This window comes from Bradyrhizobium sp. HKCCYLRH1034 (assembly GCF_051168375.1).
In the GTDB taxonomy this organism is placed as follows: domain Bacteria; phylum Pseudomonadota; class Alphaproteobacteria; order Rhizobiales; family Xanthobacteraceae; genus Bradyrhizobium.
Map to the genome: position 1 here is coordinate 117,355 of NZ_JBNPUW010000011.1, position 23,229 is coordinate 140,583.

At 66.2% G+C, this 23,229-nt stretch carries 23 protein-coding genes; 10 read left to right on the top strand and 13 right to left on the bottom strand.

The window, feature by feature from the left end; genetic code table 11:
• Nucleotides 1-326 precede the first annotated feature (326 nt).
• The 3 genes from ACQR0W_RS24670 to ACQR0W_RS24680 all read left to right on the top strand — a co-directional run bounded on the left by ACQR0W_RS24670 (nucleotide 327) and on the right by ACQR0W_RS24680 (nucleotide 2,163).
• On the top strand, nucleotides 327-680 hold the full coding sequence (locus ACQR0W_RS24670) for a hypothetical protein (RefSeq protein WP_315749656.1): 354 nt from the start codon (nucleotides 327-329) through the stop codon (nucleotides 678-680).
• A 16-nt stretch (nucleotides 681-696) separates the two neighbouring features.
• Entirely contained in the window at nucleotides 697-1,422 is a 726-nt protein-coding gene (locus ACQR0W_RS24675) for a hypothetical protein (protein WP_315749654.1), read from the top strand.
• Between the two features lie 114 nt (nucleotides 1,423-1,536).
• Nucleotides 1,537-2,163, top strand: a complete 627-nt coding sequence (locus ACQR0W_RS24680) for a peptidoglycan recognition protein family protein (RefSeq protein ID WP_315749652.1) — start codon at nucleotides 1,537-1,539, stop codon at nucleotides 2,161-2,163.
• Nucleotides 2,164-2,519: 356 nt separating this feature from the next.
• On the opposite strand, the gene ACQR0W_RS24685 is transcribed toward ACQR0W_RS24680, so the two are convergent.
• The 4 genes from ACQR0W_RS24685 to ACQR0W_RS24700 form a co-directional block, all read right to left on the bottom strand.
• Entirely contained in the window at nucleotides 2,520-2,840 is a 321-nt protein-coding gene (locus ACQR0W_RS24685; protein WP_316187251.1) for a hypothetical protein, read from the bottom strand.
• Nucleotides 2,841-2,896: 56 nt separating this feature from the next.
• Nucleotides 2,897-3,616, bottom strand: coding sequence for an alpha/beta hydrolase (locus ACQR0W_RS24690; RefSeq protein WP_316187252.1), 720 nt, complete (start codon nucleotides 3,614-3,616; stop codon nucleotides 2,897-2,899).
• A gap of 176 nt (nucleotides 3,617-3,792) precedes the next feature.
• Entirely contained in the window at nucleotides 3,793-4,260 is a 468-nt protein-coding gene (locus ACQR0W_RS24695) for a hypothetical protein (RefSeq protein ID WP_315714530.1), read from the bottom strand.
• Between the two features lie 231 nt (nucleotides 4,261-4,491).
• Nucleotides 4,492-6,024 carry an acyl-CoA carboxylase subunit beta gene (locus ACQR0W_RS24700; RefSeq protein WP_009027335.1) on the bottom strand — a complete coding sequence of 511 codons (1,533 nt, stop codon included), beginning with the start codon at nucleotides 6,022-6,024 and terminating at the stop codon, nucleotides 4,492-4,494.
• Between the two features lie 125 nt (nucleotides 6,025-6,149).
• Here ACQR0W_RS24700 and ACQR0W_RS24705 point away from each other — a divergent pair, with 125 nt between their 5' ends.
• Nucleotides 6,150-6,581, top strand: coding sequence for a DUF4260 domain-containing protein (locus tag ACQR0W_RS24705; protein ID WP_316187253.1), 432 nt, complete (start codon nucleotides 6,150-6,152; stop codon nucleotides 6,579-6,581).
• A gap of 30 nt (nucleotides 6,582-6,611) precedes the next feature.
• On the opposite strand, the gene ACQR0W_RS24710 is transcribed toward ACQR0W_RS24705, so the two are convergent.
• Entirely contained in the window at nucleotides 6,612-9,752 is a 3,141-nt protein-coding gene (locus tag ACQR0W_RS24710) for an efflux RND transporter permease subunit (protein ID WP_315827350.1), read from the bottom strand.
• A gap of 24 nt (nucleotides 9,753-9,776) precedes the next feature.
• A complete protein-coding gene (locus tag ACQR0W_RS24715) occupies nucleotides 9,777-10,958 on the bottom strand; it encodes an efflux RND transporter periplasmic adaptor subunit (protein WP_315749644.1) in 1,182 nt (393 codons plus the stop codon).
• Here ACQR0W_RS24715 and ACQR0W_RS24720 point away from each other — a divergent pair.
• From ACQR0W_RS24720 to ACQR0W_RS24730, 3 genes are all read left to right on the top strand, one after another.
• Nucleotides 10,957-11,121 (top strand): hypothetical protein, encoded by a 165-nt coding sequence (locus ACQR0W_RS24720; protein ID WP_410052580.1) that lies wholly within the window; start codon nucleotides 10,957-10,959, stop codon nucleotides 11,119-11,121. The two genes, ACQR0W_RS24715 and ACQR0W_RS24720, sit on opposite strands and share 2 nt — an antisense overlap.
• A gap of 575 nt (nucleotides 11,122-11,696) precedes the next feature.
• Nucleotides 11,697-12,668, top strand: coding sequence for a dienelactone hydrolase family protein (locus tag ACQR0W_RS24725; RefSeq protein ID WP_316187255.1), 972 nt, complete (start codon nucleotides 11,697-11,699; stop codon nucleotides 12,666-12,668).
• A 100-nt stretch (nucleotides 12,669-12,768) separates the two neighbouring features.
• The gene (locus ACQR0W_RS24730; protein ID WP_315714534.1) at nucleotides 12,769-13,254 is read left to right on the top strand and encodes a hypothetical protein; all 486 of its coding nucleotides are present in this window, start codon (nucleotides 12,769-12,771) and stop codon (nucleotides 13,252-13,254) included.
• A 198-nt stretch (nucleotides 13,255-13,452) separates the two neighbouring features.
• Here the strand turns inward: ACQR0W_RS24730 and blaOXA are convergent, their stop codons facing one another.
• From blaOXA to ACQR0W_RS24750, 4 genes are all read right to left on the bottom strand, one after another.
• The gene (gene blaOXA, locus ACQR0W_RS24735; protein WP_316171221.1) at nucleotides 13,453-14,271 is read right to left on the bottom strand and encodes an OXA-1091 family oxacillin-hydrolyzing class D beta-lactamase; all 819 of its coding nucleotides are present in this window, start codon (nucleotides 14,269-14,271) and stop codon (nucleotides 13,453-13,455) included.
• Between the two features lie 85 nt (nucleotides 14,272-14,356).
• Nucleotides 14,357-14,638 (bottom strand): EscU/YscU/HrcU family type III secretion system export apparatus switch protein, encoded by a 282-nt coding sequence (locus ACQR0W_RS24740; protein WP_315714536.1) that lies wholly within the window; start codon nucleotides 14,636-14,638, stop codon nucleotides 14,357-14,359.
• Nucleotides 14,635-16,284, bottom strand: coding sequence for a flagellar hook-length control protein FliK (locus ACQR0W_RS24745; protein ID WP_316171220.1), 1,650 nt, complete (start codon nucleotides 16,282-16,284; stop codon nucleotides 14,635-14,637). The genes ACQR0W_RS24740 and ACQR0W_RS24745 overlap by 4 nt, the downstream gene beginning before the upstream one ends.
• 61 nt (nucleotides 16,285-16,345) lie before the next feature.
• Nucleotides 16,346-17,128 (bottom strand): ATP12 family chaperone protein, encoded by a 783-nt coding sequence (locus ACQR0W_RS24750; protein ID WP_316171219.1) that lies wholly within the window; start codon nucleotides 17,126-17,128, stop codon nucleotides 16,346-16,348.
• Between the two features lie 89 nt (nucleotides 17,129-17,217).
• On the opposite strand from ACQR0W_RS24750, the gene ACQR0W_RS24755 reads away from it, so the two are divergent.
• Nucleotides 17,218-17,658 (top strand): hypothetical protein, encoded by a 441-nt coding sequence (locus ACQR0W_RS24755; protein WP_316171218.1) that lies wholly within the window; start codon nucleotides 17,218-17,220, stop codon nucleotides 17,656-17,658.
• Between the two features lie 61 nt (nucleotides 17,659-17,719).
• Complete coding sequence (locus tag ACQR0W_RS24760) at nucleotides 17,720-17,893, top strand: RNA polymerase sigma factor region1.1 domain-containing protein (protein WP_315827344.1); 174 nt, start codon at nucleotides 17,720-17,722, stop codon at nucleotides 17,891-17,893.
• Between the two features lie 15 nt (nucleotides 17,894-17,908).
• Here ACQR0W_RS24760 and ACQR0W_RS24765 read toward each other — a convergent pair whose 3' ends face one another.
• Nucleotides 17,909-19,291 carry an RluA family pseudouridine synthase gene (locus tag ACQR0W_RS24765; protein WP_316171216.1) on the bottom strand — a complete coding sequence of 461 codons (1,383 nt, stop codon included), beginning with the start codon at nucleotides 19,289-19,291 and terminating at the stop codon, nucleotides 17,909-17,911.
• 105 nt (nucleotides 19,292-19,396) lie between these two features.
• Here ACQR0W_RS24765 and ACQR0W_RS24770 point away from each other — a divergent pair, with 105 nt between their 5' ends.
• Nucleotides 19,397-20,344, top strand: coding sequence for an alpha/beta hydrolase (locus ACQR0W_RS24770; protein ID WP_316171215.1), 948 nt, complete (start codon nucleotides 19,397-19,399; stop codon nucleotides 20,342-20,344).
• A 109-nt stretch (nucleotides 20,345-20,453) separates the two neighbouring features.
• Here the strand turns inward: ACQR0W_RS24770 and ACQR0W_RS24775 are convergent, their stop codons facing one another.
• Complete coding sequence (locus ACQR0W_RS24775) at nucleotides 20,454-21,788, bottom strand: replication-associated recombination protein A (protein WP_316171214.1); 1,335 nt, start codon at nucleotides 21,786-21,788, stop codon at nucleotides 20,454-20,456.
• The gene (locus ACQR0W_RS24780; RefSeq protein WP_315827340.1) at nucleotides 21,785-23,179 is read right to left on the bottom strand and encodes a DegQ family serine endoprotease; all 1,395 of its coding nucleotides are present in this window, start codon (nucleotides 23,177-23,179) and stop codon (nucleotides 21,785-21,787) included. Before ACQR0W_RS24780 ends, ACQR0W_RS24775 begins: the two co-directional genes overlap by 4 nt.
• Nucleotides 23,180-23,229: the final 50 nt, after the last annotated feature.

Below are 23,229 nucleotides of genomic sequence, written 5' to 3' on the forward strand. Positions count from 1 at the left end.
CAAATCACCATTTGACAGAAAGCGAATATTGTCTCCGGATCCACTCTTGAGCCAGTTGCCGAGCAACCGACCATCGAGAAGGCCTTGAGTTTGCGCTTGGGCTTGAGGCAGGAAAAAGGCTGCGCAGAGGCCGGCCACCAGAAGCTTCGAAGAGAAATCACTCTTCCATACCCTAACTATCAACATACTATCCCCCTCTGCCCTTATTCCGTGCTCAGTCCGGGCCTCGTCAAAACACTGGAAATCCTAATGCAGTGGTTGTAGCCTTGGCAATGCCGCGCATACGGCTTTTTGACCTTAGTATATTAACCTGAAGGGGAAGCGCAATGCGCTGTTTTTTGATAGCTCTTGGGTACCTCCTTGTTTTTGCAACCGCTAACGCTCGGGCGGACGCGCTGGACATTTTCAACGGCGTTTGGGTTTCGGTCAATCCGCCCGGTCCGCACTTCATCTTCAACAAGGTGGGCCTCAACTCTCGTGAAGCCAGCCTTCCTGTCTTAGGACAGGCGGCCATCCGAGTTTCAAACGGCGAGAACGGGTCGAACTTCCTAGTCTCCGGCGAGGGCTTTTCGTGTCAATACTTCGTCGGCAAGATAAACAATAGCGAGATGACCTGGGAACTCAAAGGCGGCTCCTCGGTGTGTTTCCCATCTGCGCATTTCAAGAAAGATCCTCCCTAGCGCGGAGCAGTGAGCGATGCGCGTTCCCGTCTTTCTCGTTGCCGGGGTGACGAGCGTATCATTGGCTTTCTCGACAAATGCGCTCGCCGACGATGCCTTACAAATGTTCGATGGCGTGTGGGTTTCGATCAGTCCGCCTGGACCGCACATCGTCTTCAACAAGATTGGTCAGACGCGCGAAGCTAGCTTACCCAATCTCGGTCAGGCCTCCATCACGAGTTCAAGGGGCGAGAGCGGATCGAACTATCAGATCGCTGGCGCTGGATTTACCTGTTACTACCTCATTCTTACTACGAATGCTCAAGCCAAGATGGTATGGGAGTTGAAGAGTGGCTCAAGCCCTTGCTTCGCAAATGCCGTCTTTGAAAGGGCCGACTCTGAAAATGAGAAGGCCAACTCGAGTGCCCGACCTGCAACGGCGATGGCACCCGCTGCTCTTCAGGCGCCCAACGCAGCTTTAGCACCCAGCCCTACGCAGCCGAACCCGCCCTCAGAAGGGGGCCGCAGGTGCGGCTACTACGCGATAGCATATTGTTCCGAAGATCTGAGTGTCGCCCGCGGAATCAGCGGTGCGCTTCAAGCACAACTCATCGACACAAATGCTCGTAATTACTATCCTAACTTCCGCGCCGGCTGGTACTGTGTCGGAGTCGGCCCGCTGAACAGGGACACAGCCCAGAGCGCCGCACAAGGATACAAGCAGCGCGGCTATCCAACAGCATACTTTAAGAATAGCTGCTGAAGCGCGCCTAACTTTGGTGCCGATCGTCCAGCTTGGGCCGCCCTGACCATTGTCCAGGCATTCCTAATAGCACCCGGATACGCTCTATTCGACTTCAGACCCGAAGGAATGGCCATGGGGAAGCAGCTCGTTTTGTTACTCGCCCTCGCTGCAACCCTTTCGAATTGCAGCGCGACCGGTACCGAGCGGTCCTTTGCTGACCGAAACCCCGATGTTCAGGGCGTGCAGCCGGAGATCGTGTCGCGCGAACAATGGGGAGCGAAACCGGCAAATGGTGGAATGACAGCCCAGACTGTCATTGGCATAATTATACATCATACGGGGGTTCGCAGTAACAACTCGACGAGCATCGAGGCGAAGATGCGCGGCTTGCAGGCATTCTCGCAATCGCCAGGTCGAGTCTCACCATCAAAGTCAAAACCATCCTGGCCCGATGTACCTTATCATTTCTACATCGACGCAAGGGGCTCCATCGCTGAGGGACGGGATGTAAGGTTCGCCGGTGACACTAATACGGGCTACGATCCTAGAGGTTACATTCAGATTGCTGTCGAGGGTGACTTCGAACATGAAGTGGTACGCCCAGGGCAAAGAGAAGCATTGCGAGGCCTATTGAAGTGGCTCTTAATTCGTTGGAATCTTCCAACGTCCAGCGTCACCATCCACAAACTTCATGCCCCTACCGACTGTCCCGGGCGGAACTTGATACCCGAAATAGAAGCAATCCTGAAGGAGATATAGACCGGTTGACGATTTTGCTGGCGGGCCTCGACCGCGTGAGACCATCATTTCCGAAAGCGCCGAGAGCATCCAGCACCGGCCTTACGAGTTGGGTGAAATACGCTATTGTCCAAGTGCGCATTGTCCGATTGCTTACGAACTGCGCAAAATGCGTTTCTTCGTCTTGGCTGAATTGTGCTTAGCTGCTCTTCTGGCCTCAGCCAAAGTGACGCCGTACGAGCGAGACAATTGCTAGATTGTTGAACACCTGGTCGGCCATTGTGCGGATGCTGAAGAAAATTCATCTCCGATTGCGAGCATTTGGTGGCCACTTGCGAATTGATGGCTACCGCAGCTCGATGAGAATGCACCCAAAGTCAAGAATCAACTGGAAATCCGTCCGCCAGTACGAAGCTCTCACGCGTCCGCGTCACGTCGGGCCAGTCGCGATTGAAGTCGGCGATCAGGCGCTTCATCTCGTCGCCGCCGACGGCGCGCTCCATCGCGTCGATGGCATCGAACTGATACACCGCCTGATGCACCGCCGGATCAGCGAGGCTCCAGACCCGCCACGCCTTGCGCACGCCAAAACTCCTGATCGCGTCGGGCAGATGAACGTCGCGATACCAGCGATCGAACTCATCGCGCCGGGCGGGATCAGGCAGGGTCGCGCGAACGACGAAGATGGCTGACGGCATCGAGTTTCCTCCGGACCATGTTGGTGTTGCCGCGGAGTCTACCTGCAATCGGCCGCTCAGCGAAACCCTGCGGCCAGGCCGACCACCTGCCCGTCGAGCCCGTTGAAGCCGTGATGGCCGCGCGCCTGACAGGGATCCCCCGCCTCCGCGCCGCCCGACAGCCACTTCACCCGCGCGCGGCCGCCCGACCATCTGATGAATGGATCGACGCCCGCCGGCAGCGTGAACTTGCAGCCGTCGCTGGTGTGATGAATGACCAGCGTCCGCGGCAAGGCGGAGGGCGAGCCCAGGATCGACATCACGTTCGAGGAGCTGCCGGACTCCGAGCTGAGGAAGCCCGAAGTCAGCACCAGCGCATCCGGCCGGGCACCGCGGGCAATGCCTTCCGCGGCGCGCAACGTGCCGCGGCTGGTCCCGATCACCGTCACCGGCCGCTTGATCGCGGCCATGTAGTCCACCGCGGCCTTCAAATCGGTGCTGGCGTCCGCGACCATGACGGCGAGCCCGCGGGCGGCATAGGCGTTGCGCGTGCGCACCAGCTGGTTGCCGAGCAGGCCGTGAATGTCGCCGCGATCGCCGACATTGATGGCGCCGTCGCCGCCGGGCAGCAGGATCACGCTGGCGCGCACCAAGGCCGGCCTGATCAGGGCGACGCGGGAGCCGCCGATCGTCACGGTCTCATCGGCGCCGGCGGCTTGAGCGGCGGCGGCCGATATCATCAGCGCCATGCAGATGCGCACGATCAAAAAACGCGACCTCGCCGTCGTCTCGATCATTGGAGCCTCCCCCGCGCCGACTCGCGCGATGACGGGAGACTATCAGAATCAACGAGGCCCGGAGTGCCTAGGAGTCCGGGCCTCGTCACCTCGCGACCTCGCGCGAGCGAGGCCGGTCGGTATTTGATGAAATCTAGCGCCGGTTCACACGGGTCGCATTGAGCTGGCTCAAAACGTCAGTAGCAGCGGGTGATCGTGACGGAGTGATCGCCGCCGCGGCGTCCCGGCACCGTCACGGTCTGCATCGGGCAGCTCGACACATAGGGGCGATCCGACGGCACGACGTTCGGCGGAAAGCGGTGGACCCAGTCCCACGGGACGTCGTAGGTATAGGTGTAGCGCACATCGGCCGATGTGTGCTCGGGGATCTGCTGCGGCACGGGCTCGCCATAGCCGCCATAGGCGAACGCGCCGGCAGCCGGCAGATAGGAACGATAGCCGCGGTGGTGGTGACGGACGAAGGGCCGCACGCCAGGCGCCGGCGGGACGACTTGGCTTGCCCCCGCCTGACCGGCGGCCACGGGCGCAGCCACGGCAACGCCAGACCGGGCCGACGCGGCCTCGGAGGAGAACACCAGCGCGGCGGCGGCCGCGCAGACGACCAGAACTCTGGAATTCCGATATGCCGATGTTCTAACAGCCATGATACGCGACCCTACTCTTCTGACCCATCAGCGATCGACAAAGGCTAGGCCAGCGGCCCAGTTCCCGCAAACCCTTCGTTAAAGGTTAGTTAAGCCGTAAGCTTAACGCCAGGGGCGAAAACGGCGCAGATTGCCGCGCCGATCCAGCGGCAGCGCGCGGCGGCCGCCAGACTTCGTCAAATACGACGGCGACCCGCCGGTGCGCCGCCCTCCCTGCTCTTCAACCGCCGCTCACAACGGCAGATTGTCGTGCTTCTTGGCCGGCATCTCCATCTTCTTGTCACGCAGCATGGCGAGCGCACGGGCGATGCGGCGGCGGGTGGAGTGCGGCATGATGACGTCGTCGATGTATCCGCGCTCGGCAGCGATGAACGGCGACAGGAAGCGGTCCTCGTATTCCTTGGTGCGCGCGGCGATCTTCTCCGGATCCGCCATGTCGGCGCGGAAGATGATCTCGACGGCGCCCTTGGCGCCCATCACCGCAATCTGCGCAGTCGGCCAGGCGTAGTTCATGTCGGCGCCGATCTCCTTCGAGGCCATGACGTCGAAGGCGCCGCCATAGGCCTTGCGGGTGATCACGGTGACGAGCGGCACCGTGCATTGCGAGTACGCGAACAACAGCTTGGCGCCATGCTTGATCAGGCCGCCATATTCCTGCGCGGTGCCCGGCAGGAAGCCCGGCACGTCGACGAAGGTGACGATCGGGATGTTGAAGGCGTCGCAGAAGCGGACGAAGCGCGCGGCCTTGCGCGAGGCGTCGCTGTCGAGCACGCCGGCCAGCACCATCGGCTGGTTGGCGACGAAGCCCACGGTGCGGCCGGCAATGCGGCCGAAGCCGGTGACGATGTTCTTGGCGAAGCCTTCCGCGATCTCGAAGAAGTCGCCCTCGTCGACGACCTTCAGGATCAGCTCCTTCATGTCGTAGGGCTTGTTCGGATTGTCCGGGATCAGCGTGTCGAGCGACATGTCGACGCGCTCGATGTCGTCGAAGCTCGGCCATTCCGGCACGCCGTCGGAGTTGTTCGACGGCAGGAAGTCGATGAGGCGCCGCATTTGCAGCAGGGTCTCGACGTCGTTGTCGAAGGCGCCGTCGGCGATCGAGGAGCGCGTCGCATGCACCGAGGCGCCGCCGAGCTCCTCCGCGGTCACGACCTCGTTGGTGACGGTCTTCACGACATCCGGGCCGGTCACGAACATGTAGCTGGTGTTCTTCACCATGAAGATGAAGTCGGTCATCGCCGGCGAATACACGTCGCCCCCGGCGCACGGGCCCATGATCACCGAGATCTGCGGGATCACGCCGGACGCCAGCACGTTGCGGCGGAACACGTAGGAATAGCCCGCGAGCGCCGCGACGCCCTCCTGGATGCGGGCGCCGCCGGCGTCATAGAGGCCGATGATCGGCGCCCTCGCCTTCATCGCCATGTCCTGCAGCTTGGTGATCTTCAGCGCGTGGGTCTCGGACAAAGAGCCGCCGAACACGGTGAAGTCCTTGGCGAACACAAAAGTCTTGCGGCCGTTGACGGTGCCCCAGCCGGTGACGACGCCATCGCCCGGGACCTTGGTCTTCTCCATGCCGAACTCGGTCGAACGGTGCTCGACGAACATGTCGAACTCCTCGAACGAGCCCTTGTCGAGCAGCAGCTCGATGCGCTCCCGCGCCGTCAGCTTGCCGCGTGCGTGCTGCGCCTCGATGCGCTTCTCGCCGCCGCCGAGCTTGGCGCCTTTGCGCCGCTCCTCGAGGGTGTCCAGGATGTCCTTCATGCGCTTCCCGCCCGTTCCCGATGTCGTGACTGTTGGCGGCCTTCTATCACGGCTATTTCGGAGCCGGAAAGCCGCTTTCGGCCGCGCCACCCCTCCTCCCACAGTTCGGAATTGGAAGCAGAATCATGGATATGGCCGCTCAACCGGATCTGGTCACTGAGCCCGCCGGCACATCCCATGGCGCCGTCCATGGCGGCCCGCGCCTGCTGCTGCGGCTCGAAGGGCTGGCGCTGGCCGCCGGCGCAGCCGCCTTCTATGCCCACCAGGGCGGGTCGTGGTGGCTGTTCGCGGCGCTGTTTCTGGCCCCGGACACCAGCTTCGCGGCCTATCTCGGCGGACCGCGCGTCGGCGCGGTCGTCTACAATGCCGTCCACAGCACGCTGGCGCCCGCCGCCCTGCTCGCCCTCGGACTCCTGGCCGGACAACCGCTGGTCACGGCGATCGCGACCGTCTGGCTTGCCCATGTCGGCGTCGACCGCCTCGCCGGCTACGGTTTGAAATACGCCGACGGCTTCGGCTTCACCCATCTCGGCCGGATCGGCCGGGCCGCGGCCTGATCGGACGGCGCGTCCCCTGCACGCCCCGGATCAGTGCGCGGCCGACGGCAGCTCCCGGTTCGGCGTCGCCGCGGCCGGCTTGTCGCGGGTGAAGAACCGGATCACCACGACGAAGAACACCGGTACCCAGAGCACCGCGAGGAAGGTCGCCGTGATCATGCCGCCGAGCACGCCCGTGCCCAGCGCCTGCTGGCTCGCGCCACTCGCCCCCGTGGCGATCACCAGCGGCACGACACCGAGGATGAAGGCCAGCGACGTCATGATGATCGGCCGGAAACGCAGCTCGCAGGCGGTGACGGTGGCCTCGATCAGCGGCATCCCGCGCGCCCGCAGGTCCTTGGCGAACTCGATGATCAGGATCGCGTTCTTCGCCGACAGGCCGATGATGGTGATGACGCCGACGGTGAAATAGACGTCGTTCGGCAGGCCGCGCAGCCAGGCCGCGGCGACCGAGCCGATCAGGCCGAGCGGCACGGCGAGCATGACCGCGAACGGGATCGCCCAGCTCTCGTACAGCGCGGCGAGGCAGAGGAAGACGAACAGGATCGACAGCCCGAGCAGGAACGCGGCCTGCGATCCCGCAAGCTTCTCCTGCAGCGACTGGCCGGTCCAGGCGTAGCCGAAGCCCTTCGGCAAGGTGCCCATCAGCCGCTCCATCTCGGCGATCGCGTCGCCGGAGGTGTAGCCCGGCTTGGGATTGCCGGTGATGCGGACCGACGGGTAGCCGTCGAAGCCGACGACCTGGGTCGGCCCGACCACCCATGACAGGCGGGCGAAGGAGGAGAACGGCACCATCTCGCCGGCCGTGTTGCGCACGCTGTAGGTCAGCAGGTCCTCCGGCTTGAGGCGCTTGTCCTCATTGGCTTGCACGATCACGCGCTGCATGCGGCCGAGATTGAGGAAGTCGTTGATGTAGCTCGAGCCGAGGCTCGTCGACAGCGCGCCGTTGATGGCCGCGAAGGTGACGCCGAGCGCGGCCGCCTTGGCACGGTCGATCTCGAGACGGACCGAGGGCGCCGGCGGCAGCCCCTCGACGCTCAGCTTGCCGAGCACGGGCGAGTTCGCCGCGGCCGCAAACAGCGTATCCTTGGCCGCCATCAGCGCATCATAGCCGCGCTGCGAGCGATCCTGCAGGCGGAAACTGAAGCCGGAGGTGTTGCCGAGATTGTCGATCGGCGGCGGCGCCAGCACCGACACCTCGGCATCACGGATTTTCGCGAACTCCGGATTGAGCTTGGCGATCAGGGCGTCCGCGCTCTGGGCCTTGTTGCGCTCTGACCAGTCCTTCAGCGTCACGAAGGCCTGCGCGGTGTTGGCGCCCTGGCCGTAGAAGCTGAAGCCGGCGACGAACGACACCGTGTCGATGCCGGGCGTCGCGACCAGCTTCTCGTTGACCTCCTGCAAGATGTCGAGGGTCCGGTTGGCGCTGGCATCGGCGGGCGCCAGCACGTCGACCATGACGAAGCCCTGGTCGTCCACCGGCAGGAAGCCGCCGGGCATGCGCCAGAACGAATAGCCGAGCCCCGCCAGGATCAGTGCATAAACGATCATGAAGCGTCCGGCGCGCGCCACGATCCAGCGCGTCGCCTGGCTGTAGCGGTTGGTCGCCGCGGCAAAGCGGCGGTTGAACCAGCCGAAGAAGCCGCGTGCGGCGTGGCCGTGCCCCTTCTCGATCGGCTTCAGCAGGGTCGCGCACAGCGCGGGCGTCAGCGACAGCGCGAGGAACGCCGAAAAGCCGATTGACACCACCATGGCGGCGGAGAACTGCTGATACATGATGCCGACCGAGCCCGGGAAGAAGGCCATCGGCACGAACACGGCCATCAGCACCAGCGTGATGCCGATCACCGCGCCGGTGATCTGATCCATCGCCTTGTCGGTCGCCTCGCGCGGCGGCAGCCCCTCTTCCGCCATGATGCGTTCGACGTTCTCGACCACGACGATGGCGTCGTCCACGAGGATGCCGATCGCGAGCACCATGCCGAACATCGTCAGCACGTTGATGGAGAAGCCGAGCGCGAGCAGCACGCCGCAGGTGCCGAGCAGCGCGATCGGCACCACGATGGTCGGGATCAACGTGTAGCGGATGTTCTGCAGGAACAGGAACATCACCAGGAAAACCAGCACGACGGCCTCGCCCAGCGTCATCAGCACCTTCTTGACGGAGGCCGCGATCACCGGGGTCACGTCGTAGGAGACTTCGTACTTCACGCCCGGGGGAAAGAACGCGGCAAGCTCCTCCATCCGCGCCTTGACCGCCTTGGAGGTGGCGAGCGCATTGCCGGCCGGCGCCAGTTGCACCGCGACCGAGGCGGCGGGCTTCCCGTTGAGCCAGGACGAGAACGCATAGGAGAGACCGCCGACCTCGATGCGCGCGACGTCCGCAAGCCGCACGGCCGAGCCATTCAGGTTGGCGCGCAGCACAATGTTGCCGAACTCCTCCGGCGACTCGAGCTGGCCCTTTACCAGCACGGTGTTCTGCACCCGCTGGCGGGTCGGCGACGGCTGCACGCCGAGCTGGCCGGAGGCGACCTGCGCGTTCTGCGCCGCGATCGCCTGATCGACGTCCTGCGGCGTGAGGCCGAGGCCGAGCAGCTTGTCGGGATCGAGCCAGATGCGCATCGCGCGCTCGGTGGCGAACAGCCGCGCACGGCCGACGCCGGGCAGCCGGCGCAGCTCGGGCAGCACGTAGCGCGTCGCGACGTCGCCGAGCCCGATCTCGTCGAGACTGCCGTCGGTCGAGGTCAAGGTGACGAATTGCAGGATGGCGCTGCTCGCCTCGAGAATGACGATGCCCTGCTGCCGCACCGCCTCGGGCAGGCGCGGCTCGATGCGCTTGATGCGGTTCTGGACGTCGACGGAGGCGAGGTCGATGTCGGTGCCCGGCTTGAACGAAGCGAGGATCTCGACCTCGCCGGTGGTGTCGCTGGTCGATTCGTAGTTCAGGATGCCGGCGGCGCCGTTCAACTCCTCCTCGATCAGGCGCGTGACACTGTAATACAGGTTCTCGGTCGACGCGCCGGGATAGGCGGTCGAAATCGAGATCGAGGGCGGCGCGATGATCGGATACTGCGCGACGGGCAGGAACGGAATCGACAGCACGCCGGCCAGGCAGATGAAGATCGCCACGACCCAGGCAAAGATCGGACGTGCGATGAAGAAGCGCGACATGACAACCTCCGGGCCGTGACTGCGTCAGTTCGAGGCGGACGGCTTGTCGGAGCCGGAAACCTTCCAGGGCACGGCTGTGACGGCACTACCGGGCGCCACCTTCTGGACGCCGTCGACGACGACGCGCCAGCCGGGCTTGAGGCCATCCTCGATCAGGACGCCGGAGGCGAGCGTGCGCCCGGCACGTACCGGCTGAAGGGTGGCGCGGCCTTCGTCATTGACGACATAGACGGCGCTGCTGCCCGACGTCGTGCGCTGCACAGCCTGCGCCGGGACCACGATGCCGTTGGTATCGATCGCCTCCTCGATCTGCACCCGGACATACATACCGGGCAGCAGCTCGCCTTCGGGATTCGGAAACTCGCCGCGCAACGTCACCTTGGCGGTGCCCGGATCGACGCTGACGTCGGAGAACAGCAGGCGCCCTGCATGCTTGTAGATTGAGCCGTCGTCCAACACGAGGCGGACGCGCGCCGCGTCGGGCGCAACGCTCTTCAGCCGCCCTTCCGCGAGATCGCGCCGCAGTTCGTTCAGCTCGGCAACCGACTGGGTGAAGTCGGCATAGACCGGATCGAGCTGCTGGATGGTGGCGAGATGAGTCGTCTCGTTGGGATTGACCAGCGCGCCTTCGGTGACCAGCGCACGGCCGATGCGGCCGCTGATCGGCGCGCGCACCGTCGCCCAATCAAGATTGAGCTGCGCCTGCGCGACCGCGGCCTTCTGGGCCGCAACGTCGGCCTCGGCCTGGCGCTCGGAGGCAACCGCGAGCTCGTACTGCGCCTGGGACGTGGCCTGGCCGGTCAACAAGGTCTTGAGGCGGTCTTCCTGGCGATCGGCCTGATAGAGCACGGCCTCCGCCTTGGCGAGCGCAGCGCGAGCCTTGTCGAGCTCGACCTGGAACGGCGCCGGATCGATCCGGTATAGCACGGCGCCTGCCTCGACGAGCGCGCCCTGCTGGAAGCTGCGCTCGACCACGATGCCGCTGACGCGCGGCCGCACCTCGGCGATCCGCATCGACGTGATCCGCCCCGGCAGGTTCTTGGTCAACGTCACCGGCGCCGCTTCGACCGTGATCACGCCGACCTCGGGCGGGCTCGACGCTTGGGAGGCACCGGAGCCGTCACGGTCGCTGCACGCTGCAAGCGTGAGAAACGAGACCGCACAGATCGTCGCGCCGGCCGAACGGATCAATTGCTCTCTCAGCATGAAGTTCATCTTGTTACGTCGCCGGCGCGCATGGATGCTGGACGATTATCGAGGACATCGGATCGCCGAGGATCCGCCGCCCGTCTTCCAGATCGTCGCTCACCAACTCGGCGCGTCGTATGCCACCGTCGCGAGCCGGCGAACGTTCGTGCGCTCCTCATAGGCGAACTGATAGCTGCAATCCAGAATTTTTCCGCAACATGCGGCGACTGCGACAACTGCGCACCATGTATCATCGCAGAAGTCTGCAAGGATGCTGGGCGATATGTCGCGCTTTGCTTCCCGGGCGTTGATGCGGAGTCCGAAAGGCACGAAGAATCCGCAACGACACCGAAAGGATAATGGATCACCCACAATTTGGATCACGCGACGCTGACGGTCGATGATCGTCTCGTCCTGATCACGTTACCGGGCGCAGAGGCCGCGATCGCCAAACGGTCGCACGAGCGCCGCGTGATCAGCATACCGCTCTCCGCCGGGCTGCCCGCCCGAGCAACGCACATGCCCCCTCGATCCGTTGTCCACCATGCATCTCACGGGATGGTTTGACAGCGCCATGATCGCTCGTTCTACTTGGTTGCAAAGCCGCGCCACAAGCGGCGAGCCAGGAGGACGGTCATGGAGCGACACCATGGTAGCGCGCCGTTGGCGCTTGCCGCGCGCGCCTGTTTCGGTCTCAGACGCGTATCGCGCACCACCACTGGACCAGCGCGGCGTTCGGCAGCAACGGCGGTGGTCATGATGCTGCTCGCTGCACTCGGTCCTGGGCTCGGCGGCAGCGCGAGCGCGCAAGGCATCACCAAGGACGTGCCCGCCCGGGTCGAGATGTACCCGATCCCCTCGCTGACCCTGTCCGACCGGCAGTTCCTCTCCGGCGACGACGGCGGCAAGCCGGTCACCGTCGTCGGCGAAATGCGCGTGGCGCAGGGCAGCGGCAGGCTGCCGGTGGTGGTGCTGATGCACGGCTCGGGCGGCGTCGGCGCCAACATCGCAGCCTGGAGCCGCACCTTCAATGCAATGGGGATCTCGACCTTCGCGATCGACGGCTTCACCGGGCGCGGCATCACCGCGACCAGCACCAACCAGGCCCAGCTCGGCCGGCTGAACCTGATCATGGACATCTATCGTGCGCTGGACGTGCTGGCGAAGCATCCGCGCGTCGATCCCGAGCGCATCGTGCTGATGGGCTTTTCACGCGGCGGACAGGCGGCGCTGTATGCGAGCCTCCAGCGCTTCCACAAGCGCTGGAACAATTCCGGGCTGCAATTTGCCGCCTACATCCCGTTCTATCCGGACTGCTCGACGACCTATCTCGGTGAGACCGACGTCGTGGCGCGGCCGATCCGGATCTTTCACGGCGGACCGGACGACTACAATCCGGTGCGGACCTGCAAGGCCTATGTCGAGCGGCTGAAGGCAGCGGGCCGCGACGTCGCGCTGACCGAATATCCGGACTCGCCGCACGGCTTCGATCTCGGCCTGCTCGGCGCCAACATGCTCGCCGTCGCGCCGAAGGCGCAGACCGTGCGCAACTGCCGCATCAAGGAGAGCGATGGCGGGATGCTGATCAATGCCGACACGCAGCAGCCCTTCACCTATCAGGACGCCTGCGTCGAGTTCGATCCGCATGTCGGCGGCAATCCGGCCACGGCCGAGGCGGCCCGCCAGGCGGTGACGGATTTCCTGCGCGCACTGTTCAAACTGTCGTGAGCAAAAATAGAACGATTTGGATCAATTCTTGAGGTGACAGGTCGAACGCATCGGGTCTTGCTGCGTTGTCGCTCACTTTTCGACGATGAAACGGAGCCCGATGATGCGCGCCTCTCGCCTTGCGATCCCAACTTTGCTGACCGCCCTCGCCTTGGGCGGCGCGGCCCATGCGGCGCCTGCCGCGCCGTTCCGGGGGCTGGAGGGCTCCTGGACCGGCGGCGGCGTGATCAGCATGTCCGACGGCAACCAGGAGCGGCTGCGCTGCCGCGCGGCCTATGACGTCGGCGGCGCCGGCGAGCAGCTCCGGCTCAACATCCGCTGCGCGAGCGACAGCTACAACATCGACCTCTCCAGCGACGTCGCCTATCGCGGCGGCGAGATCTCGGGGCAATGGAGCGAATCGAGCCACAACGCATCCGGCACGATCGAGGGCCGCGCGGTCGGCAACCGCATCGAAGCCCAGGCGCGTGGGCAGACGTTTTCCGCCGGGCTGTCGCTGACGACGCAGGGACGCCGGCAGACCGTGTCGATCCGCCCGGCGGGCACGGAGATCAGGGGCGTCGACCTGGAGCTGGCGCGGAGATAGGCCACCAACATTTCCGCGTCATTGCGCGCGAAGCGGCGAAGCGAAGCGATCCCGAGTCCCTCGATGACTCTGGATTGCTTCGTCGCTTCGCTTCACGCAATGACGACAGTGTCTTGGTCTTCGAGGAACTCACGTTCGCTGGTCCCGGATATCGCTGCGCTCATCCGGGCTACAGCCACGACACGACGGCAGTTCGATTCACACCGCGCCGATGTCCTTCAGGCACGCCTGCGCCAGCGTCATCCGAGCCTCGACGTGGCGCGGCTCCGGACAGTCCATGTTGAGCGCGAACACGGTCGGCTGATCGCCCTTGTCGACCCAGCCGACCATCCAGCCGAGCGCCCCCTGCTCCTTGCCGAGCAGTCCGGACTTGAAGTGAATGACGGCATCGCCGACCTTGGTCACGGGGATGATGTCGCGGGTCAGATCCTGGCTGCGCTTGGAGACCTGAAGCGCGCCACGCCTGAGGCGATCGATGAAATCGACCTGCTCGACGGGATCGATGCGAAGCGCGCCTGTCAGCCAGAACTGGTCGATGCCGCCGCCGATGTCGTGATTGCCGTAGTCGAGCTCCTCGAGATATTTCTGCATCCGCTCAGCGCCGATGCGGCGCGCGATCTCCTGATAGACCGGCACGGCGGAGACCGCGATCGCGCTGCGCAAGGTGTGATCCTTGTTCCAGGCCTCGATCGATCTCGTGACGCCATCCCATTTGAACACATCCTTGTCGGGATCCTCGACAACGCCCGTCTCCAGCGCGATCAGCGAGTTCGCGATCTTGAAGGTCGAGGCCGGCAGCCTTGCCTCGCCGGAGCGATCGGTGTCGCTGGCGATGACGAGATATTCCTCGACCTTGTAGGCCAGGAAAGTCCCCTTGGTGCCTTCGTCGGTGAAGCGCTTGGCGAGATCGCTGCGGATCTCGTTGCGCGGCGGCGCGACATGCGCGAATGAACGTCCGGGCAGCAGGCTGGCGCCGGTCATCAGGGCGAGCACGTGGCGGCGGCTCATCATGGGCATCGCGAATTTCTCCGTCGTCGTCGGCTCCTCCCTATCACAGGGCGGTGACGACCGACGCATGACGGAGATCACAAATGCGGCGCGCTCAGCGCATCGGCCGCGACAGGTTGAGCACGAACACCAGCACCTCGGCGACGGCCTTGTAGAGCTCCTCCGGGATCTCGTCGCCGAGTTCGACGTTGGAGAGCGCGCCGGCCAGCACCTCGTTCTCCTCGATCGGGATGTCGTGCGCCTTCGCGACCTCGATGATCTTGGCGCCGATCGTGCCCTTGCCCTTGGCGACGACGCGCGGCGCGCCCTGGCCCTTGTCATAGTGCAAGGCGACGGCGAGCTGGGTCTTGTTGGCGGCCTTCACCTCGATGCTCATAGCGCGCGATCCAGGAAATGGCCGGCCCTGGGCGGCATCGTCGCCGGCGGCGCGCCGTCCTGCACCACGAGATCGCCCGGCGAGAGCTCGGCACGGCTGAGGGCCTGGCTCAGTTCGGAGAGACCGGCGCGCAAGCGCGCGGCGGTGACCGGACGCTCGGCCCACATCCGCACGGAGGTGCGCTCGGCGCTGAAGCTGATCATCGCATGCACCGGGCCGGCCGGCTCGACGTCAAGCGAGAAGCGCGCCCGCCAGACGCGCTTGGCGGCGTCCGGCGATTGCGTGCCGCCGTCGCGCGAGATCTCGAACTGCGCCATGGCCGTGCCCTGCGGGGTAGCGAAGGGAATCTCGAAGTTCCAGCGCGGCGGCGCGGGATCGGTGCGCGCGGTCGAGGCGTCCGGACGATCCGGCAGCGAGGCGACCTGCAGCAGGGTCTGGCGCGACAGCGCCTGGTCGGTCTCGTCGAGCAGGCGGTGGGCGATCGCCGGCAGCGGCGTGTCCGGGCCGAGCGTCGGCGCCGCCACGGCCTGCGGCATCGGTGCAGCCCCGCGGAACGGCGGCGGCGGCGTGTTGGTGCGCACGACCATATCGGCGCGGCCGCTGGCGTTGCGTCCGGGAATGAGGCCGGCGGCGCGCGGAATCTGCTGCTGCGCCTCCTGCAGCACGGCCAGCACCGTGCCGGGCGTGAGCGACTGCGCCTTGGCGCCCGTCAGGGCCTCGATCAGCGCCGAGCCGGTGAAGCCGGCAGACGCGGCGTCGGGCCGCCCCATTCCCGTGGCCCAGGGCTGGGGCGGCAGCTCGATCTCGATGTCGGGCACCAGCGAGGGTGCGCCGCTCTGTTGCTGCGCGGCGGCGGCGCGGCCGGCCTCGGACAGCACCGAGGCGTAGGAGCCACCGGGCGATGGCTGCGTCGACGCCGCCATGCCGGGCTCGGCGGTCTGCAGCACCGTCGCCAGCGTCTGGCGCAGCACGATCAGCGCCGCCTTCAGGTCGGGCGTGCCGGCGCCGGCGGCGCCATTGGCGAGCGAGGATTCCAGGAACAGGCCGGAATGCTGTACGGCGTTCTGCACATCCTCCGCGGTCAGCGCCGGCGATAGCTGGGTCTGTTGCGCCAGCACCTGGGCCACGGCGGCGCGCAAGGCCGGTGGAAGGTTCGGCGAGTCGGCGACGGCCTGGAGATCGGCGAACAATTGGCCCTGGCTGCCCTGGCGGGTCGCCGCCTCCTCGCTGGCAATCGACAATGCGAGCCGCTCCAGCCCGGTCAGCGGATCCGGCGGCGGAGGCAACGCCGGCGCCAGCCGGCCGGTGACGTCGACGACGGTGGCGGCTGGCGTCGGGGTGCCGGTGGTGCCAGAGGCAGCGCTGCCGCCCTGCCCGACGATGGCGAGTTGCAGCCCTTGCGCGGTCTGCGACACGGCGACCTGCACCGTCTGGCCGGCCTGCAGCGGCAGCTCGCTCGCGAGCTCCATCGACAGGTTTCCGATCGCGACTTGGACCAGGTTCTCGGCGAGCACCTGCTGCACCCTGGCGCTGACCAGTGCGCCGGCCTGCAGCGTGGTTGCTGCCGCCACCGTGGATCCGGCCGGCGAGCTGCCGACGCCGCGGACGGCGCTCACGGAAGGCGACGGGGTGACACTCTGGACCATGCGCGTACTCGGGTTACGCGCACAGCCTAGCGGTTGCCCCTAAACCCGGCGTTAACCGGCCTCAGAGCGCGGCGTCGACCGCCCGGAGGATGCGGACGGCGGCCTCGTAGTCGATCTGCTTGGCGGCGCGGCGGCTCATCGCCTCCTCGTCGGCCCCCCATTGCGCGACGTTCCAGTCCTCGTCGACATGGGCTGCCGCCCAGACCTGGCCGGGGTCGCGCACCCCATGAACCAGCGCCAGCGCCAGCAGCGCCGAGCCGGTCAGTGTGGTGACGATATGCGCCGCCGCCACCGTCCACGGGCCGGTCGGCAGCGCACCGCGCGCCGCCTGAACCGCAGCCTCCGGCTGGGTCACATGCATGATGCCTTCGGACAGGATGAAATGCGCGCCGAGACTATCGCGGGCCCAGTCCAGCACCGGGTCCCAATGCTCGGCCTCGCGCGCGACCAGCCCCTCAGGATGGCCGGCCCGGTAGAACAACAGGTCCGATTGGAGATATTTGGCAATGTCCTCGCGCACGTCATCGGTGCGGTCGACCACCGACTGCACGACGCTGTTGGCGAACCGCGTCAGCGGCATCGTGGCGGGATCGATGTTCTCACCCTGGGCCTGCCACTCGGCGGCCACGGCCGCCGCCAGCTCCCCGGCGGGAACGATGACGACGCGCCCCGACGGCGTGCGGATCGGCCGGCCGTCGAGGGTCACGTTGAAGCCGCCCTCGGCGGCGGCGGTCCCGGCCTCCTTGTAGAAGCGCTTGCGCAGCGGCATCCGCATCGCCTGGCGCGCCGATTCCTGCGGATCGAGCGGCGACCGGCCGACGACGTCGTCAAACAGTTCACGCATCAGAATTCCAGCCCTCTCGCGGGATGATCACACGGGATCCGTTGTTTTCGCGGTAGATAAGCCGTGTCCGCCCGAAATGCGAGCTGCCGATGCGTCCCCTGCTCTCCGCTCTCGTCCTGCTCGGCAGCACCGTCCCGGCCGCGGCCGGCTTCCGCACGCCGGAATCGCTGGTGCGCAACGTCTATGCGCATTACGGCCGGGGCGCGCCGGAGCTCTCCGCCGGGCTGCCGCGGACGGCCGAGGTCGCGCGGCAGTTCTTCGATCCGAGCCTCGCCAGGGCCTGGACGGCGCCGCGGCGTGAGCCCTACGATTTCCTGGTGCAGAGCCCGCGCTGGAAGCTCGGCCCGGTCGCGATCTCGATTTTGCGCAGGCAGTTCGACAAGACCTATGTCGCCGCCAGCTTCGACAACCAGGGCCACCGCGTGACGATGAACTTCATCGTGGTCAAGGGGCCGGACGGCTGGGTCATCCTCGATGTCGAAACCCCGCACGATTCGCTCACACTGTTCCTGGAGCAGTTCCGGAACTGAAGGCCGCAGCGGAAACCGATTCTCCTCCCCTTAAGCAGAGGCTGCAAAGAGGAGGACGACCATGAACATGCCGGAGATCGTTCGCCGGCTGATCGCGATGAGCGAGCAGGATGGCGAGATCACCTTCGACGAGTTGAACGCGCTGTGCGGATGGGACATGCCGCCCGAGGATATCGAAAACATCTTCTGCGCGCTGCGGGACGCGGGCATTCAACTCGTCGAACAGAGAGGTTGAGCGCTCCGGAGCCGCTCACTCCTCCGGCGCGTTCTCGATCGGGTCGAAGCGGTCATGCTCGAGGCCGAGCAGGTTCCACGACTGCAGCATGTGCGGCGGCAGCGGCGCGGTGGCGTCGATGAACCCGCCGCGCGGATGCGGGATGACGATGCGGCGCGCCAAGAGATGCAGCCGGTTCTGCAGGCCGCCGGGCAGCGCCCAGTTCTCGATGTTGAAATATTTGGGGTCGCCGACGATGGGGTGGCCGATATGGGCCATGTGCGCGCGCAACTGATGGGTGCGCCCCGTCACCGGCTTCAAGGACACCCAGGCGAGCTTGTTGGCCGAGGCCTCGACCACGGCGTAGTAGGTCACGGCGTGGCTGGCGCCCTCGTCGCCATGGGCGGCGACGCGCATGATGGTGTCGTCCTCGCTCTCCTCCTTGGCAAGATACGTGGAGATGCGGCCCTGCTTGGGCTTGGGCACGCCCGCCACCAGCGCCCAGTAGATCTTGCGCGCGGAACGGCTGCGGAAGGCGCCAGTCAGATGCGTGGCGGCGAAACGGGTCTTGGCGATCAGGAGGCAGCCGGAGGTCTCGCGGTCGATGCGGTGCACGAGCCGCGGCTTCTGGCCCTTGGCGTCGCGCATCACCTCCAGCATCTGGTCGATGTGGCGGGTCATGCCGGAGCCGCCCTGCACCGCGAGTCCCGCGGGCTTGTTGAGGACGAGCACGTCGTCATCCTCATACAGCGTCATCGCCTTGAGGCTCTCCAGCGTCTTTCGCTCGCCCTCGGAGAGGCCGGCGCGCTCCTTCGGCGCGTCCAACTTGAGCGGCGGAATGCGGACGCTCTGGCCTTCCTTCAGGCGGTCCTTGGAGTCGGCGCGCTTGCCATCGACGCGCAGCTCGCCTTTGCGGACGATGCGCTGGATGTGGGAGAACGACAGACCGGGGAAGCGCGCCTCGAGGAAGCGGTCGACGCGCATGTTGTTCTCGTCGGCCGTGACCACCACGGTCTGCACCTTCGTCGGCAGCAGCGGCGTCTCCGGCTCGACCTTCTTCGGCGGCGGCGCCGCAGGCCTGCGCTCGGCATGCTCCGAGCTGAACCGCGCCGGCTTGCCGCCGCCGGCGCGCTTGGCCGGCGGCTGTTTGCGCGGCGCGAAGCTGTCGCGGCGATCCTCTCCCTCGGCGCGCGGCGCACGGCTGCGCTCGGCTTTGCCGCGCCCGAAATCGCCGCGCGGTGCCGCCTCGCGGTCACCGGCAAAACGGTCGCGCCGCGGCCGCTCGGCATCGGGACGCTTCGCAGACTCACGCTTGGCCGCGGCGCCTGCGCTGCGGGCCGCCTCCGCCTTCGGCCGCTCGCTGCGGCGATCGGTCGGGCGATCGGATCGGGTCTGGGTTCGCTTGATACGGCGGCTCATGGCAGGTTGCGTATCTCAAAAGCCACTGCCAGTCACGGCGAAATCGCGATAAATCCGCTTGTGAGTCGGCCCCTTGGGCCATCGATACTGATCGGAGCGAATCGAATGACGCTCACGCGACTGGGCCTGGCGATCCTGGCAGCCACGCTGGCGACGACCGCCACGCAGGCGCAGCAGAGCCCGATGCCCGACGACATCGCCTGGAAGCTGATCGAGATCGGCCGGGTCATCGCCCCGCCGAAGACCGCCGCGATCTACGCGCCGCTGCAGGCCAAGGAACCCTACACCGGCGTCAAGGTGCAGCGCGATGTGAGATACGGCACGGCCGAACGCAATCTGCTCGACGTCTTCACACCGGATGCCGCGGCCCCGCCCCGGCCCGTGCTGATCTTCGTGCATGGCGGCGCCTTCATCGGCGGCAACAAGCGCACCACGCCGGACGGCCCGTTCTACGACAACATCATGCTATGGGCGGTGAAGAGCGGCTTCGTCGGCGTCGACATCACCTACCGCCTCGCGCCGAAATTCCCCTGGCCTGCCGGCGTCGAGGACGTCGCCAGCGCGGTGCAATGGGTGGTCGCCCACGCCGCCGAGAACGGCGGCGATCCCGCGCGCATCTATCTGATGGGCCATTCGGCCGGCGCGGTGCACGTCGCGACCTATGTCGCGCATCCCGAATTCCACAAGGTCGCCGGCGGCGGCCTTGCGGGCGCGATCATGGCCTCGGGCGTCTACGACCTCACCGCGACGCCGCTCGGCGACCAGGAGATGGCCTATTTCGGCACCGATCCCTCGCGCTTCAAAGAGCGCTCGTCGCTATCAGGCCTGCAAGCCTCAAGTCTGCCGCTGATGATCGTCTCCGCCGAGCTCGACCCGCCGCGCTTCGTCGAGCAGTTCGACCTGTTGAAGCAGGCCGCCTGCAAACGGCCATCCGGCTGCGCCCGCGCGGTGATGCTGCCGCAGCACAGCCACATGTCCGAGGTGTATGCGATCAATACCGAGGACGACCGACTGACGCGGGAGATCGCGGAGTTCGTACAGAGCGGGAAGTAGTTGATGGTCACTTGGCATAGCGGTCTCCGAGTCAGGCGTCCGCAGGAGAGCTCGGTGTTTCCCAGCAAGCGGGCCGAGGTGAACCGAGCAAGCCGCAAGGTCAGCGATCCTACCCGCCCCGCTCCTTCCGCAGCTTCGCCCAATAATCCAGCCGTTTCCTGATCTCGCGCTCGAAGCCGCGCTCCGGGGGATCGTAGAACTGCTGGCGGCCGAGGGCGTCGGGAAAGTAGTCCTGTCCCGAAAACGCGTCGGGCGTGTCGTGGTCGTACTGATAGCCGGTGCCGTAGCCTTCGCTCTGCATCAGCTTGGTCGGGGCATTCAAGATGTGCTTGGGCGGCAGCAGCGAGCCGCCCTCCTTCGCCACGCGCTTGGCTGCGCCGAACGCCTTGTAGGCGGCGTTGGATTTCGGCGCGGTCGCCACATAGATCACGGCCTGCGCGATCGCGAGCTCGCCTTCGGGTGAGCCCAGGAAATCATAGGCGTCCTTGGCGGCGTTGGCGATCACCAGCGCCTGCGGATCGGCGAGGCCGATGTCCTCCACGGCCATGCGCACGATGCGACGGGCGAGGAACAGCGGATCCTCGCCGGCGTCGAGCATGCGGGCGAAGTAGTACAGCGCGGCATCGGGATCCGAGCCGCGCACCGATTTGTGCATGGCCGAGATCAGGTTGTAGTGGCCGTCGGCGGACTTGTCGTAGATCGGCGCGCGGCGCTGCAGGATGTCCTGCAGCTGCACCGCGTTGAAGATCTCGTCCTTGCGCGCCGAGCGCCAGACCTCCTCGGCGAGCGTCAGCGCGGCGCGGCCGTCGCCGTCGGCCATGCGGATCAGCACGGCGCGCGCCTCGTCATCGAGCGGCAGCTTGCGGCCCTCGACCGCCTCTGCGTTGCTGTAGAGCTTCTCGATCGCGGCGGCATCGAGCGAGTGGAACACCAGCACGCGCGAACGCGACAGCAGAGCGGCGTTGAGCTCGAAGGACGGGTTCTCCGTGGTCGCGCCGACCAGCACGACGGTGCCGTCCTCCATCACCGGCAGGAAGGAATCCTGCTGGGCGCGATTGAAGCGATGCACCTCGTCGACGAACAGCAGTGTGCCCTGCCCGGTCTCGCGTCTCGCGCGCGCCGCGTCGAACACCTTCTTCAAATCGGCGACGCCGGAGAACACCGCCGAGAGCTGCTCGAAATGCAACTCCGTGGCGTCGGCCAACAGCCGCGCCACGGTGGTCTTGCCGGTGCCGGGCGGGCCCCAGAAGATCAGCGAGCCCAGCGTGCGCGTCTCCAGCATGCGCGTCAGCGCGCCATCGGGCCCGAGGATGTGATCCTGCCCGACGACGTCGGACAGCTTGTGCGGGCGCAGCCGCTCCGGCAGCGGCCGTGGCGCATCCTGCTCCATCCCCGCCGCAGCGAAGAGGCTCGGGCCTCCCTGCTGGGGACGCTTCGGGCTCATCCGCCGAGCGTGACGTTGATTTGCTGGCCGCCGCGCAGCACGGTGATGCGCCAGATGCGGGCGGCCTCGCGCGAGGCCTTGTCGAGATCGGCGGTCTTGGCGATCTTCTGGTTGTTCACGGCCATGATGACGTCGCCCTTCTGGAAGCCGACATTGGCGGCGGTGGTGCCGTCGCCCGGCTCGAGCACCACCACGCCCTCGGTGTCGGCATCGAGGTGCAGCTCGTCGGCGACCGCCGGCGAGATGTTGGCGACCTTCGCGCCCTGGAATGGCGAGCGGCCGTTGATGACCATCTCGTTGCGCCCGGTGTCCGGTGCGGTCTCCAGCGCGACCGCGACCTTCACCGGCTTGCCGCCGCGTTGCACCTCGATCTGCGCAGTGCCGCCGAGCGGACGGGTCGCAAAACGGTAGTCGAACGCGTTGGGATCATCGACGGGCTGGCCGTCGATCGACACGATCAGGTCCGACGACTTGATGCCCGCCTTCGCCGCCGGGCTGTTCGCGACCACCGAGGCGACCAGCGCGCCGGTCGGCGAGCGCAGGCCCAGGCTCTCGGCGATCTCGGGCGTCACCGCCTGCAGCCGCGCGCCGAGCCAGGGGCGCTTGACCGCCTTGCCGCCGCTCTTGGCCGAGGCCACGACGACGCGCACCATGTTCGCGGGAATGGCAAAGCCGATGCCCTGCGAGCCGCCGGACTTGGAATAGATCGCGGTGTTGATGCCGACCAGACGGCCGTTGATATCGACCAACGCACCGCCCGAATTACCGGGATTGATCGCGGCATCGGTCTGGATGAAGAACTGATAGTCGGTGATGCCGACCTGCGTGCGCGCCAGCGCCGAGACGATGCCGTGCGTCACGGTCTGGCCGACGCCGAACGGATTGCCGATCGCCAGCACGATGTCGCCGACCAGCAGATCGTCGGAATTGGCGAGGTCGAGCGTCGGAAACTGCTCCTTGGTCCCCTTCAGCTTGAGCACGGCGAGATCGGTACGGCTGTCCTTCAGCACGATCTCGGCCTCGAACTCGCGCTTGTCGGCGAGCGAAACCTTCACCTCGTCGGCGCCCTCGATCACATGCACGTTGGTGACGACGAGACCCGACGCATCGATCATCACGCCCGAGCCGAGCGAGCGCTGCATCTGCTCCTGCGGCCCGCCCTGCAGACCGAAGAAGCGGCGGAAGATCGGATCGTCGAGAAAGGGATTGCGGTTCTGCACCACCTTGGCGGCGTAGACGTTGACGACCGCCGGCTGCACGCGCTGCACGATCGGCGCATACGACAGCCGCAGCTCGGCCTGGGACTGCGGCACGCGCCGGTCCTGCGCCGCCAGCGGAGACGCGGCCAGCAGAGACAGCAGCAGGACCAGTGTGGAGCGAATCAACGACATGCGAACAATCCTGGGAAATGACGGTTTCGATATAAGCGGAACGGCCGGTG